This is a genomic window from Campylobacter sp. CH186 (genome assembly GCF_004378925.1).
In the GTDB taxonomy this organism is placed as follows: Bacteria; Campylobacterota; Campylobacteria; order Campylobacterales; family Campylobacteraceae; genus Campylobacter_D; species Campylobacter_D jejuni.
Genome location: NZ_RYYB01000004.1, coordinates 110922 through 124710, shown reverse-complemented (window position 1 = coordinate 124710; position 13789 = coordinate 110922). Strand labels below are relative to the sequence as shown.

Genomic DNA, 13789 nt, shown 5'->3' with positions numbered 1-13789 from the left:
GGTTTATTCTCTCCAGCCGTATTTTTTAAAAATTTCTTTAGCTTCCTTAGAACTTAAATAAGCAATAAAATCTTGTGTTTCTTTGCTCGCACCTTCTTTAGCTACCACATTAAAAGTTCTATAAACAACCAAATCTTTTTCTATAGCTACGGCAGTTCCTATGTCAGGATTGCTTTTTGACCAGTCAATCCAAGTGATCCAAGCATCGGCTTGATCTTGTGCGAAAAGCTTTCTTGCACTTCCACTATTTGGAACAAAAGCTACGATATTGTTTCTAAAATTTTGTATGGTTTTTATATCTTGAGTTCTACCTATCATATCTTCCCAAACTCCCGTTCCAGAAGTATTACTCTTTCCAGCACCTTCAGGCACAACAATTCTTACTTTTTTATTGGCCAAATCTTTTAAACCTTTGATTTTTAAAGGATTGCCTTTTTGAGTAAGTATGATGGCTTCTCTAAAATACAAAGGCTTGATTTTACTCACATTAAAATCTTTCCCAAAATCACTCGCTATAGCTAAAGCCGATTGATCTGAAGCACCAAATAAAATATCTGCATCTTTTTTAGCCTTTTCAAACCAAGTCGCTTGAGGGCCAAAATTTACATTTACTTTAACGCCTGTTTTTTCGCTATATTTACTTGCTATATCTTTTAAGGCCGTGTGTGGGCCACCTGGTCCATAAAGATTTACATCTGCATTTGCCATACTAAAAGCTAAGGCACATGCACCAAATAAAGTAATAATTTTTTTCATAGTATTTCCTTTTATGATAAATTTTTATTGATTGAAGGTGAGATTTTAGAAATTATATGTTAATAAATAGTTATAATGTAATAAAAATATTACTAATGTATAATAAATATTAATTTTTTATAAAATAAAATTGTAAATGAAGTATTGTTTATTATTAAAATCATAGATATAAATTAGAATAGATTTGGTATTATTTTAATAATATTGTAAACCGAAATTTTTGGTTTACAAATGTATAATTAATAAATAGGGGTTGCTTCTATAATAGCTGGAGTAAAAAACATTAATTCATTTAAATCTAAAAATAAAGCTGGATCCAAAGTGCAAGGTTGTATGCCAAAGCGATTTTCTATAGCGACATTTGGATTATAAAATGTTACCATACACTCTCTTCCTCCTTCAACTAAAGATCTAATTTGAACTGCTGGTCCTGTTGTCGGCATAATAGAGAATACAGTTTCTAATTTTTCATCTTCTAAATCTTTTGTACAAGATTTTCCTCCAAAAAACCCACTTTCTAGTATTGCTAAACATAAATCACTATCGCTTGGATTAACAAATTGCACATAACCAAAAGGTAACTCTTTTGCTAATTCATCCCTTTGTTTTAATTTGTCATTAAGTATAATTTCTCTTAGAATCCAATTTTGATCTTCAAGTTTCTGAGAAGTTTCTCTGAATGGACTTAAACTAATTCCTGTTTCTAAAGATCTTATGGCAAACATAGGGGTAAAATCAGACAAGTCGCCTGGTTGTTCAATTGATCTAGATAAACTTAAAAAAATAAAAATTAAAACAAAAATTTTTTTCATGGTATTACCTTTAAAATTTTCTAAAATTTACTGGAAAGTGGTCTGATGCTAAAAAGGTTCTAAGACCTGCAAAAGCTAGTATAGCAAGTATTGATGGCGGACTATATCTTCTACTTATATCAGAATTTCCAGTAATGGCATAATCAAGAACATCGCCGCTTGCTTGTGTAAAAGAAGAAGGGGTAACAAAAGAGATTCTTGATCTTAAATCAGCATCTAGCAAGGGTGCTAATAATCCTGGATTTCTATTAAAATCGCCCATAATCATCCAGTTTATTTGAGGCATATTTCTAAAATGAGCATCTATAGCTGTTACTATAGCTCCTGCATCATTACCACCTCTTGCTAAAGCATGGATACTAAAAAAAGCATCATTTCCTATACGAATTCCTATAATAGGTCGTGAGCTTACAGTTGGAGGAGGTAAAACTATAACTTCATCAGCTTGTCTTCTGCTGACTATAGCCATATTAACTCTATTTGCGCCTACGTCTATTCTTGAGTAATATATAAAAACAGAATTTGGACGAGATGAGGTGCCTAAATTCCATTCATATTCGTGAATAGGAATACCTATTCCAACAGGTTGAACTTGTCTTTGTGTCATTACTGCAGTAGTAGGGAGAACCCCTGCTTCTTGAATAGCAAGAATATCCATAGGATTATCTCCTGTGACAAGTTGTCTAATGCTAATATTCCATTTGCTCTCTGTTGCTGCTGAAGAGCCTTGTAAATTCCATGTTCCAACATTATAATCTTCCAAGGCTCCAAAAAGTAAATTTATACTAAAAACCAATAAAAATATTTTTTTCATATTAAACTCCATTTTATCTATACGGTCTATGAGAAGCAAAAGTAGGTGCTGTTATATACCATTGTCTATCTAGATTTTTTTCACCTGATTTTAAACAGTCTGTTGTATATATATCATAAAAAGAGAAATTGAATTCATGCATCACATCTTGTATGGGAGTTTGAATACATTTTTGAGTTGCAAAATTTTGAATTTGGTAAGCTCCATTGCTCATAGGATAAAGTTTCCAAAATTGTGCATAATTACTTTGATCGCAAGGATAATGAACAATTCCTTCCCCATAAGCATTTAAACAAGTTAGTGTTTTGGCATTTTTAATCATAACCTTATTATTAGGAAATTCTATAAGTTGCCATATATTTGCATCTCCAAAAGGTATGCTTGAGTATAGATTATAACCCCATATCCAATTTCCCGGTCTTAATGCCCAAACAGTTAAAGCAGCTCCTGAAGGACCCATAATAGTCACGAAATCGCTTGGATATCCTCTATTTTCATATACAGATGCATCATTAAATTCGCCATTTGATTTTAATCTTGGCAAAGGTCCTTTAATACTACTACTATTATCTTTAAAAGTATTTAATTTTATTAAAGGTGGTTCTAACGGGATATCTGCTGGAATTAGGTTTGTGTCATCAATTAATGCAGGAATTTCTTGTTTAGCTGGTATTGTAGGTTTTTTTCCTATTTTAAGAGGATCGCTATCATATAATTTACCATAAGAACGCCCTAAAGGATTGAGTTCTTTAGAGGAACATCCAATAAAAAATAATAACAACAAGCTTAATATTATTACAAGATTAATTTTTTGCATTTTTTCTCCTTGAAGCAAAAATATTGTAAGTATATTAATATATTTTTTAAAAAGATATAAAATTTATAATTTATTTAATTTTTTAAATATATGTAAAGAATAAAAATAGTAAGTGATATCAATATTTATAAGTAATGCAGACAGTTTGGTAATAAATGAAATTAAGTAAAGTTTTGAAGCAAAATAAAGAAAATTGATAATAGACTAAAGGCTTTGTGATTGAGATAATTTGAATTTTGAAAGTACTATTTATAGAGAGTTGATATTAGTGTTTATAATCTCTAAAACTAGGAAGATTGAAATTAAGTGTTCCTGGATTTTAACAAGATATTGTATTAAAATTAAAAAGTATAGATAATTATTATATTTTTTATTATATGGTTGAATGTTAGAGAAATTATTTACATTTATAGGTGAAAATTTTAAACTAAATAGCAAAAATCAAAGTCTAATTCCTATGCTGATTTTATGGATTAGCTTTATTAAATTGAATTAGAGATAAGGAATATAAAAGTATTAGTAAAATTAGTAGTAGAAATTTAATCTATACTTGTACTTAAGGCTTTTTATGTTAAAATACTTAAAAAAAGGGTAAGAATGAAAAGAATTTTAATTACCAATGATGATGGTTATGAGAGCGAAGGACTTAAAAAGCTTGTCAAAATGTTAAAAAAAGAATTTAAAGTTAAAATTACCATAGTAGCTCCTGCTACTGAAAAATCAGCCTGTTCGCACTCTATAACTTTAACAAAACCCTTACGCTTTGTTAAAGTAGGAAAAAGATTTTACAAACTTGATGATGGTACTCCTGCAGATTGTGTTTATCTTGCACTTCACGCACTTTATAAAACACGCTTGCCTGATCTTGTAATCAGTGGGATTAACAAAGGAGCAAATGTAGGGGAAGATATTACTTACTCAGGAACTTGTGCAGGAGCTATGGAGGCGGTTTTACAAGGAATTCCTGCTATCGCTCTTTCTCAATTTTATAAAAAAAGTGAAAAAGAACTAGACTATAAAAATGCTTTAAAAATTACCAAAAAAATCATTCAAAATATTTTTGATAAAGGTTTTCCTTTGGAAAAAAAAGAATTTTTAAATATCAATTTTCCTGCAAAATCAAAAATCAAAGGCATTAAAATTTGTAAAGCGGGCAAAAGGGTTTATAATTTTGAAGCTCACTCAAATGTCAATCCGAGAGGAGTTGAGTATTATTGGCTTGCAGCGGCGAATTTAGACTTTGAAGATGAGAAAAATAGCGATATTGCCTTACTTAAAAAAGGCTACGCTACAATAACCCCTATAATGCTGGATCTTACAGCTTATGAAAGAATGAAAAAAGTTAAAAAATGGTTAAAGGCAAATGATGAATGATAGATTTACACGTATAAAATGGCTAGTTGGAGAAGAAAAATTTCAAAAAATTTCACAAACAAAAGTTTTGGTTTGCGGACTTGGTGGAGTGGGTGGAATTTGCGTTGATACACTTTATCGTAGCGGTTTTAAAAACCTTACTTTAATTGATGCGGATAAATTTGAAATCACTAATCAAAATCGCCAAATTCATAGCGAAAATATAGGCGAAGAAAAGGCTAAAGTATTTGAAAGAATTTATAAGGCTAAAGGTATAGTCAGTAAAATCGATGAAGATTTTTTAAAAAAATTTGATTTAAGCGAGTTTGATCTTATCATAGATGCCATTGATGATATCCCTGCAAAAGTAGCTTTAGCTCATCTTATAGATTTTAAAAAACAAATTTTTATTTCTTCAACAGGTGGAGCTAGAAAGCTTGATCCAACACGTATTAAAACCACAAGTATTTTTAAAACTTACGGTGATGCTTTAGCGAAAAAATTTCGCTATGAACTTAGAAAATCAGGCTTTAAGGGAAATTTTGATGTGGTATTTTCTGATGAAGAAGCACATTGCAAAGATTTAGGTTCTTTTATGGGCGTGACAGCTTCTTTTGGCTTAGTTTTAGCAAGTTTAGCAATGAGAAAAGTCTTATCAAGATATAAAGAGCAGTGAGAAATTTTATTGTATTTATATTGTTTTTGAATATAGCCATTGGAGAGGATAAAATACTTGGTAATTTTTTTAAAGATTATAATACAAGTGGGACTTTTATAGTCTTTAATGGAAAAAATTATGCAAGTAATGATTTTAAAAGAGCTAAAAAAGCTTTTTCTCCTGCTTCAACTTTTAAAATTTTTAATGCTTTAATTGCACTTGATAATGGTGTAGTTAGAGACACAAAGGAAATTTTTTATCATTATAAGGGTGAAAAAGTATTTTTGCCCTCTTGGAAACAAGATGCTAGTTTAAGCTCAGCCATAAAATGCTCTCAAGTGCCTGCTTTTAAAGAATTGGCAAGAAACATAGGACTTAAAACTATGCAAGAAAGCTTAAATAAACTTTCTTATGGAAATACAAAAATTTCAAAAATCGATACCTTTTGGCTAGATAATTCTTTACAAATTTCTGCAAAAAATCAAGCTGATTTACTTTTTAAACTTTCGCAAAATTCTTTACCTTTTTCTAAAAAAAATCAAGAAGAAGTTAAAGAAATTATTCTTTTTAAGGAAGATAAAATCCAAAAAATTTATGCTAAAACAGGTTTTAATGATAATATCAATTTAGCTTGGATTGTTGGATTTGTAAAGATTAAAAACAAAATTTTATCTTTTGCTTTAAATGTTGATATAAAGGACATTAAAAATATTAAAATAAGGGAAGAATTATTAAATAAGTATTTAGCTAATTTTTTCAACAATAATAGGATTAAAAGCTTTTACTGAAAGTATGAGAGTATCGCCTATTTTTATATCTTGATAAGCTTTTAAAAATTCCTCTTCACTAAGAGTGATTTTAATAATATCTTGATTTAAAAGCAAGGTTAAAACCACCAAAATATCACTTTTTTTAATTTCAAGTAAAGTCGCACTCAAACGCAATTTTGCACTAATACTTGAATGAGTAAAAAATTCATTTTTAGGAAAATCCTTAATGATATTTCCATTTTTAAGCTCTAAAATTCTATGACTTAACTTATAAATTTCAGCCAAATCATGACTTACCAATAAAGTACTTATCTTAAAATACTCTAAAATTTTAGCCAATTCATCTTGTAAATTGGCGCGCATTTTAAAATCCAAAGCACTCAAAGGCTCATCTAAAAGCAAAATTTTTGGTTCTCTTGCTAAAGCTCTTGCTAAAGCTACTCTTTGTGCTTGTCCTCCGCTTAAATGTTTAGGATAAATTTTAGCCAAATTTTCAAGACCCATTAAGGCTAAAAGCTCACTAACCTTTGCTTTAGAACTAGCGGCATAGGCGATGTTTTCTTTTACATTCATATTTGGAAAAAGCGCATAATCTTGAAAAACAAAACCAATTTTTCTTTTTTGTAAAGCTAAGCTAAAATTTTTTGAAGAATCAAACCAAAGTTCATTATCTGCTTCTATACGCCCAAATTCAGGTCTTATAAGCCCTGCTATGATTTTTAAAAGAGTAGTTTTTCCTGCTCCACTTTCGCCAAAAAGTGCAGTAATTTTTCCTGATTCTATATCTTTTTTAAAATTTAAATCCACCCTTCCTTTAGCGGTATTCATAGGATGATTGATATCAATTTTTATCATTGAAAACTCATTTTTTTATTGACAAAATAAAGACTAAAAAGCACTAAAAAAGAAAAAATAAACAATATAAAAGCATATTGATGGGCTAAGCTATAGTTTAAGATTTCAAGTTCATCATAAATAGCTATACTAGCCACTAAAGTTTCGCCTTGTTTATGTCCTCCTATCATCATCACGACTCCAAATTCACCCACAGTATGAGCAAAACTCATCGCACAAGCACTAAAAATTCCTGCTTTAGAATTAGGTAAAATCACTCTAAAAAGAGTATAAATTTTACTTTTACCTAAACTATAAGAAGCATCGAGCAAATTTGGATTAATCGATGAAAAGGCACTTTGTAAAGGATTTACCATAAAAGGCAAAGAAAAAATCAAAGAAGCAAAAACAAGACCTTCAAAACTAAAAACTAAAGAAAGATTAAAATATTCTTTTAAAACTTGCCCTAAAAAACTATTAGCCGAAAAAGTTACAAGCAAATAAAATCCCAAAACACTAGGAGGTAAGATTAAAGGCAGAGAAATAAAGCTTTGAAGAATTGTTTTAAAAGGAAAACGCACAAAACTTAACAAATAAGCTAAAAAAACACCAATAAAAAAAAGAATAAAAGTCGTGATAAAAGCAAGTTTAAAAGTAAGATAAAGGGTTTGTAAAAAAGCTGGATCAAGCACTATGACTCCTTAATACAATATCATTTGCTTTTACAAAACAAAACCATTCTTGATTTTCACAAAGTTCAAGTTCTAAAGCTTTTTCTTTAGTGATAATACTAGAAAGCTCATTACCTTTAAAATCAAAAAATACCTGATACAAAAGTTCGCCTTTTTTAATTTTTGTAATTTTAGCTAAAAAAGAATTTTCAACACTTAAAAGAGTTTTACTTGTGCTAAAACAAAGTTCATGCTCTTTAAAAAGAAGTTCTACACTCGCACCAATTTTTAAATTTTCTAAAGATTTTAATTCAAGCATTAAAACACTAAAAATCACTTCTTTAGAAAGTATTTTAACAATAACTATATCCTCTTGATTCAAAAGTTCACAAATTTGTCCTTTTATAAGGTTCATGGTGTGCTAAATCCGTATTTTTTAAAAATCTCTTTTGCTTTTGAAGAACTAATAAATTCACTAAATTCAAAGGCTAATTTTTTATCCTTAGCATATTTTGTAATGACATAACTTTGCTCTAAAGGGCTAAAATACTTTGGATTAATAATACTTGTTTTACCTTTAGGATGATTGATAGGAGAAACTAAAGAATAAGCCACTATAGCTATATCTACATTTTTACTATCTACATGTAAAACAGGTACTGAGATATTTTCGCCTAAAACGATTTTGTCTTTAAAAAGCTCATTTAAATCCAAATTTTCAAGCACTTCTTTAGCCGCTACTCCATAAGGAGCTACTTTAGGATTGGCTATGCTTAGATGCGTGATTTTACCTGCCTTTTCTTTTAAATTTTCAACACCTCCTTGGAGTAAATTTTCATCCAAACTATACAAAGCCAAAACTCCTAAAACATAAACTTTTGGTTTTATTAAGGCATTTTTATCATCATAAATAGCCTTAGCATATTTAGTATCTGCTGAAAAAAAGAGATCAAATTCTCTCCCTTGTTTTAAAAGCTCATAATATTTTCCAGAAGCACCAAAAACCAATTCTATTTTATCTTTTGGATGTGTTTTTAAAAACTCATCTTTAACTTCACTCATCGCCTTTGAAGCTGAAGAAGCCACGAAAATACTTAAATTTTGTGCATTTAAACACGAAACAAAAAACAAAATCCCAAAAAATACTATAAACTTTTTCATTTAGTTTTCCTTGTGTAAAAATTTAATTTTTGGATTATAACACAAAAAATTCATTTTATATCATTTTTGCATAAAATAAATACAGGATGATAAGTGAGTTTGTTTTGAAATTTTTCTTCAAATTCTTTTAAAAAACTTTTATTTAAAGGATAAAATCCTAAAGAATTTACCCCGCTTAATTTTAAATGCCTGAAAACATCTAAAGTATTATTAAAGCTTAATTCTATGAGTTCTTGAGTGATTTTTACTTCATCAAAATAGACTTTAAAAATTTGCTCTAATTCATTTAAGCTAAAATAATTTAAACCAAAACCCGTACTTTGTTTGATTTCTTTTAAATTTTGTTTTGCAAAAGTAGAAAGAAGTAAAATTCCATTTTGATTTAGCATATTTCTAAGACTTGGTATAATGCGTTTTAAATCAAGCCATTGCAAAGTTGCATTTGAAACAATAAGATCAAATTTCTCTTTACTTAAATCTTGTTTTGCAATTTCATTCATATCAAAAATTAAAATATTAGAATTTTCTTTAAAGTTTAAAATATCGTTTTTTAAATACTCATTAAAAGTAATGAAATTTTGAAGTTTTTTGCTAAATTCACCCCTACCACAACCAAATTCAAATACTTTTTCAAAATGTGAAATTTTTAAATCTTTTAAAATTTCACAAAGTTTTAAACCCATAAAATCTTGCACTTTTGCATGTTTTTCATAATCTTTTGCTTTTAAAAAATTCAAAGCTCATCCCAAGTTTTAAAATGAAAAAAAGCAAAATGCGGTTCATCTAAAAAAATCAAATTTTTAAAACTATTTTTCAAGGCATTTGGTGGAAAAATTTCATCTTCTTTACTTGAATAAACCTTATCCCAAAGCAAATTTTCTTCTTGTTTTGTTAAAGCAAAGTCAAAAAGTTTTTCAAGCTCTATTTTCAAAGATTTTTCATCTTTAAAAATAAAATCTTTGGCTAAGCTTTTGCGTTCTTCAAATAAAACTTCTTTAAAATATTTTAATTTAAAATTTTGCAGGGTTTTTTTAAAAATTGTAGAATGAATTCCTTTTAATTTATCTATGCCTAAATTTGTGCCATTTATGGCTATTTTTTGTTTAAAATGAAGCTCTTTTAAAAGTCTATTTGCTACGCAAACTCCCATAGAAAAAGCGATTAAAAAAAGTTCATCAAAAGCTTTGAAATCAAAATTTAAATCAAAATTTTCATAATCATAAAATAAAATCACATTTTTATTGCTTTTTAAATGCGAAAAATGACTAGGATGTGAAGCAAACCCTCCAAATACCACTATAAGTTTTTTTGAATCAGGATTTTTACATAAAAATTCATATTTCATAAAAGCTCTATTATCCTTTCAAGTTCTTCTGTGTTAAGTCCTGCGTGCAAAGAAAAACGAATTCTAGCTGTATTTTTTGGCACAGTAGGTTCTTTGATCGCAGGAGCAAAAAATCCAGCTTTTTGGAGTTTTTGTGAAATTTCTAAGGCTTTTTTATTTTCACCTAAAAGCAAGCAAATGATATAAGCATCGCCTAAAACAGTGTGATTTTTTTCTTGCAATTTACTTTTAAAAAAAGTGCTTAAAAGTTCTAATTTTTCTCTTTCTTTCTTAAAACAAGGTATTTTTTTAAAAATAAATTGTGTCCAAGCTACATTAATAGGCGGCAAGGCTGTAGAATAAATAAAAGCTCTAGCTTTGTTGATGAAAAATTTTTTATATTTTTCATCACATATCATACAAGCACCTATGGAAGCAAGGGCTTTTCCAAAGGTAAAAACCAAAAAATCCACTTCATTTTCTAAGGCTAGTTTTTTAATAAGCCCCAAACCCTCTTTATCAAAACAACCCACGCTGTGTGCTTCATCTATATAAAGCTTAATTTTATCATAACGTTTTTTAAGCTCACACAAAGTTTTAAAATCGCTAAAATCTCCATCCATACTAAATAAAGCTTCGCTTAAAACGATGATATTTTCATAATTTTCATAATGTTTTTGGATTAAACTCTCTAAATGATTTATATCTTTATGGTGAAAACGAAAAAAATCAGCTCTACCAAGTCTTAAGCCATCAATCATACTTGCATGAATAAATTTATCAGCTAAAAAAAGCGTCTTAGAAACGCTAGAAAGTGCTGCTATGCAAGAGATATTTAAATGATAGCCACTATTAAAATGTAAAATTTCCTTATCTTTAAATTTAGTCTTTAAAAAACTTTCTAATTCTTCATAAATTTCAAAATTTCCACTCAAACTTCTTGAACTCGAACTTGAAAAAAACAAATCTTGTTCTTTTAGGGTGTTTAAAAACTCAGCTTTTAACTCTTTAGAAGACGCCAAATAAAGATAATCATTTCCTGCTAAATTTAAAAGTTTTTGATCTTGCTTATAAACAAATTTATTTTCATGTTTTAAAGGCGTTAGAGTTCTTAGATTGTGATTTTGCTCTAGATCTTGCAAAATTTTTTCAAGCTTCATTTTTTTCCTGTAAATTTAAAAATTTAAAGTATTATTTTGCCAAAATATTTTTAAAAAAGAAGTTATAATGCAAAATCAAATCTTAAAAAATCTCGATTTAAAACACATTTGGCACCCTTGTACACAAATGAAAGATCACGAAACCCTACCTTTAATCCCTATAAAAAAAGCAAAAGGCGTATGGCTTTATGATTTTGATGATAAGGCTTATATGGATTGTGTGAGTTCTTGGTGGGTCAATCTTTTTGGTCATTGTAATGAAAAAATCACAAATGCCATTAAAAAACAAGTTGATGAGCTAGAGCATGTGATCTTAGCAGGCTTTACACATGAGCCCATCATCAAGCTTTCTGCAAGACTTTGCGAAAAAGTAGGCAGGAATTTTAACAAATGTTTTTATGCAGATAATGGCTCAAGTGCTATTGAAGTAGCACTTAAGATGAGTTTTCATTATCATTTAAATAAGGGAGTGAAAAAAAGTAAATTTTTATCTTTAAGCAATTCTTATCATGGCGAAACCTTAGGAGCCTTAAGTGTAGGAGATGTAGCGCTTTATAAAGATACTTACAAAGCTTTGCTTTTAGAGTGTTTAAGCACGCCTGTGCCACAAGGTAAAGACTATACTAAAGAGCTTGAAATTTTAAAAGATATTTTAGAAAAAAATGCAAGTGAAATTTGTGCTTTTATACTTGAACCCTTGGTGCAATGTGCAGGAAATATGCATATGTATGAAGCAGGGTTTATTGATGAGGCCATAAAGCTTTGCCATAAATTTGGAGTGCAAGTGATTTTTGATGAAATTGCGGTAGGTTTTGGACGCACAGGCACTTTGTTTGCCTTACATCAATGCAAACAAAGCCCCGATTTTATCTGCCTTTCAAAAGGGATCACGGGTGGATTTATGCCACTTTCTGTAGTGCTTACAAGAGATGAAATTTATAATGCTTTTTATGATACTTATGAAAGCCAAAAGGCTTTTTTACATTCTCATAGCTATACGGGAAATACCTTAGCTTGCGCCGCAGCAAATGCGGTTTTAGATATCTTTGAGGATGAAAATATTTTAGTAAAAAATCAAATTTTAAGTGCCTTTATCCAGCAAGAATTTTTAAAACTTAAAAAATTTGATTTTTTAGGAAATTTTAGAACTTGTGGAATGATCAGTGCTTTTGATATTTTAAGCTCTAAATACGAACGTGTGGGACTTTTTGTATTTCAAAAAGCCTTAGAAAAAGGTTTGCTTTTAAGACCTTTAGCAAATACGATTTATTTTATGCCTCCTTACATCATCACAAAAGAACAAATCGTTTATGTAGTAGAGAGTTTAGAACAAATTTTTAAGAAATTTTAAGTTGCAAAATTTCTTGCATTTGCTCTTTAAAATCTTTATTTAAAATGCTATTTTCATCAAAAAAATCAAGATTAATTATGGGAATTTTTGCATAATTTTTTATAAAATCATCTTGAAAGGTATCTTTTTTGCCCATCATCACAAGGGCTAAAATATTGATATTTCTTTGCTTTAAAGCTTCAATGCTAAGTAAAATATGATTAATGCTTCCAAGATAGTATTTTGCTACTAAAATCGTAGGGTGTTTAAAAATATTCATAAAATCAATCATAGTGTAATTTTCATCCATAGGAGAAAAAAGCCCACCCGCAAGCTCAATAAGTAGGTTCTCACTTTTTGGTAAAATGATATCTAAGGCTTTATAATCAAGCTTTTCTTTGATTTTTCCAAGATGAGGGGAAGCTGGAGTTTGCAAAAAAATACCTTCTTTAAAAATCTTTGTTTTTGGGCTAAATTTTGCAATAAACTCGCTATCTGTTGGAGTTCCTGCTTGAATGAGTTTAAAATAATCATAGTTAAAATTCGCACAAAAAACTGCGCTAAAATGTGTTTTTCCTACATCAGTATGTATTCCACTTACATAAATTTGCACAAAAAATCCTCAAGAAAGAAATTTTAAACCCACTGTACAAGCAATAATCACAGCGATTAAAAAAAGTTTTAAAAAACTTTTACTTTCTTTATAAAAAAGCACTCCTATCATTGCCCCACCAGCGGTTCCAGCTCCTGTCCATATAGCATAAGCAACACTCATAGCGATATTTTGCATACTTAAGCTTAAAAAAGTAAAAGAAAACCCAAAGCACACTATCAAAGCCAAAAGATAAAGCTTATTTTTAGTATTTACAAGTTCTTTCATGATCGCCACGCCAAAAATTTCACAAGTAGTAGCTAAAAACAAATAAAACCATTCCATGTTTAAGCTTCCTTGCTTACCCATTTAAGGGCTATAATGCTTAAAAGTAAAATCGCTATAAGCACAAGTTTAACTATAGAAACAGCCTCATTAAAAATAAACATTTCATTTAAAACCACTCCTATAGTGCCAATGCCTACAAAAACACTATAAGCAATGCTTACTTCAAGTCTTTCACAAGCTTTTAAAAAACAAGTAAAAGAAATACAAACCCCAATGGCTGTTAAAATATAGTGCCAAATTTCTGTAGAATACTTAAGTCCACTTACCCAAAAACATTCTATAATCCCGCCTAAGATTATTAAAAACCAAGCTATATTGATATTGAATTTTTCATTCACATGAAGCCTTAAATTAACATAATTTATAAAACAAATTATATCTTAAAGAAA

General features: G+C 29.1%; 18 protein-coding genes. 4 read left to right on the top strand and 14 right to left on the bottom strand.

All coding sequences use genetic code 11. From position 1 onward, the window contains the following. Positions 1-3: 3 nt before the first annotated feature. From peb3 to ELQ09_RS05325, 4 genes are all read right to left on the bottom strand, one after another. Positions 4-756 carry an AcfC family glycoprotein adhesin PEB3 gene (gene peb3, locus ELQ09_RS05340; protein WP_002886243.1) on the bottom strand — a complete coding sequence of 251 codons (753 nt, stop codon included), beginning with the start codon at positions 754-756 and terminating at the stop codon, positions 4-6. Positions 757-995: 239 nt separating this feature from the next. Beyond that, positions 996-1568, bottom strand: a complete 573-nt coding sequence (locus tag ELQ09_RS05335) for a cytolethal distending toxin subunit A (protein WP_070316696.1) — start codon at positions 1566-1568, stop codon at positions 996-998. Between the two features lie 10 nt (positions 1569-1578). Then, complete coding sequence (locus ELQ09_RS05330) at positions 1579-2382, bottom strand: cytolethal distending toxin subunit B family protein (RefSeq protein ID WP_070316697.1); 804 nt, start codon at positions 2380-2382, stop codon at positions 1579-1581. Between the two features lie 13 nt (positions 2383-2395). After that, positions 2396-3199: an RICIN domain-containing protein gene (locus ELQ09_RS05325; protein WP_088303862.1), complete on the bottom strand. Its 804-nt coding sequence runs from the start codon at positions 3197-3199 to the stop codon at positions 2396-2398. Positions 3200-3796: 597 nt separating this feature from the next. Between ELQ09_RS05325 and surE the strand changes: the two genes are divergently transcribed. The 3 genes from surE to blaOXA are packed head-to-tail and all read left to right on the top strand — an operon-like array spanning position 3797 to position 5998. Then, the gene (gene surE / locus ELQ09_RS05320) at positions 3797-4573 is read left to right on the top strand and encodes a 5'/3'-nucleotidase SurE (RefSeq protein WP_134224778.1); all 777 of its coding nucleotides are present in this window, start codon (positions 3797-3799) and stop codon (positions 4571-4573) included. Further along, complete coding sequence (locus tag ELQ09_RS05315) at positions 4563-5228, top strand: ThiF family adenylyltransferase (RefSeq protein ID WP_134224777.1); 666 nt, start codon at positions 4563-4565, stop codon at positions 5226-5228. The genes surE and ELQ09_RS05315 overlap by 11 nt, the downstream gene beginning before the upstream one ends. After that, positions 5225-5998: an OXA-184 family class D beta-lactamase gene (gene blaOXA, locus ELQ09_RS05310; RefSeq protein ID WP_134224776.1), complete on the top strand. Its 774-nt coding sequence runs from the start codon at positions 5225-5227 to the stop codon at positions 5996-5998. The genes ELQ09_RS05315 and blaOXA overlap by 4 nt, the downstream gene beginning before the upstream one ends. Here the strand turns inward: blaOXA and ELQ09_RS05305 are convergent. The 7 genes from ELQ09_RS05305 to ELQ09_RS05275 are packed head-to-tail and all read right to left on the bottom strand — an operon-like array spanning position 5954 to position 11130. Beyond that, complete coding sequence (locus ELQ09_RS05305) at positions 5954-6835, bottom strand: sulfate/molybdate ABC transporter ATP-binding protein (protein ID WP_134224775.1); 882 nt, start codon at positions 6833-6835, stop codon at positions 5954-5956. The genes blaOXA and ELQ09_RS05305 overlap by 45 nt on opposite strands. Further along, positions 6832-7506, bottom strand: a complete 675-nt coding sequence (modB, locus tag ELQ09_RS05300; RefSeq protein ID WP_002936881.1) for a molybdate ABC transporter permease subunit — start codon at positions 7504-7506, stop codon at positions 6832-6834. Before modB ends, ELQ09_RS05305 begins: the two co-directional genes overlap by 4 nt. Beyond that, positions 7499-7900 (bottom strand): TOBE domain-containing protein, encoded by a 402-nt coding sequence (locus ELQ09_RS05295; protein WP_134263817.1) that lies wholly within the window; start codon positions 7898-7900, stop codon positions 7499-7501. Before ELQ09_RS05295 ends, modB begins: the two co-directional genes overlap by 8 nt. Next, on the bottom strand, positions 7897-8646 hold the full coding sequence (gene modA / locus ELQ09_RS05290) for a molybdate ABC transporter substrate-binding protein (protein ID WP_052802222.1): 750 nt from the start codon (positions 8644-8646) through the stop codon (positions 7897-7899). Before modA ends, ELQ09_RS05295 begins: the two co-directional genes overlap by 4 nt. Before the next feature lie 50 nt (positions 8647-8696). Then, positions 8697-9383 (bottom strand): malonyl-ACP O-methyltransferase BioC, encoded by a 687-nt coding sequence (bioC, locus tag ELQ09_RS05285; protein ID WP_002936890.1) that lies wholly within the window; start codon positions 9381-9383, stop codon positions 8697-8699. Next, positions 9380-9991 carry a pimeloyl-ACP methyl esterase BioG family protein gene (locus tag ELQ09_RS05280; RefSeq protein WP_088303857.1) on the bottom strand — a complete coding sequence of 204 codons (612 nt, stop codon included), beginning with the start codon at positions 9989-9991 and terminating at the stop codon, positions 9380-9382. The genes bioC and ELQ09_RS05280 overlap by 4 nt, the downstream gene beginning before the upstream one ends. Then, positions 9988-11130: a pyridoxal phosphate-dependent aminotransferase family protein gene (locus tag ELQ09_RS05275; RefSeq protein WP_088303856.1), complete on the bottom strand. Its 1143-nt coding sequence runs from the start codon at positions 11128-11130 to the stop codon at positions 9988-9990. Before ELQ09_RS05275 ends, ELQ09_RS05280 begins: the two co-directional genes overlap by 4 nt. A gap of 67 nt (positions 11131-11197) precedes the next feature. On the opposite strand from ELQ09_RS05275, the gene ELQ09_RS05270 reads away from it, so the two are divergent. After that, positions 11198-12481 (top strand): adenosylmethionine--8-amino-7-oxononanoate transaminase, encoded by a 1284-nt coding sequence (locus tag ELQ09_RS05270; RefSeq protein ID WP_134224773.1) that lies wholly within the window; start codon positions 11198-11200, stop codon positions 12479-12481. Here the strand turns inward: ELQ09_RS05270 and bioD are convergent. Genes bioD through ELQ09_RS05255 form a run of 3 tightly spaced genes read right to left on the bottom strand, consistent with a single transcriptional unit; the run spans position 12468 to position 13738 of the window. After that, positions 12468-13073 (bottom strand): ATP-dependent dethiobiotin synthetase BioD, encoded by a 606-nt coding sequence (gene bioD, locus ELQ09_RS05265; RefSeq protein WP_134224772.1) that lies wholly within the window; start codon positions 13071-13073, stop codon positions 12468-12470. The genes ELQ09_RS05270 and bioD overlap by 14 nt on opposite strands. A 9-nt stretch (positions 13074-13082) precedes the next feature. Beyond that, positions 13083-13397, bottom strand: a complete 315-nt coding sequence (locus ELQ09_RS05260) for a multidrug efflux SMR transporter (RefSeq protein ID WP_134224771.1) — start codon at positions 13395-13397, stop codon at positions 13083-13085. 2 nt (positions 13398-13399) lie between these two features. Next, on the bottom strand, positions 13400-13738 hold the full coding sequence (locus tag ELQ09_RS05255) for a multidrug efflux SMR transporter (protein ID WP_134224770.1): 339 nt from the start codon (positions 13736-13738) through the stop codon (positions 13400-13402). Positions 13739-13789 lie beyond the last annotated feature (51 nt).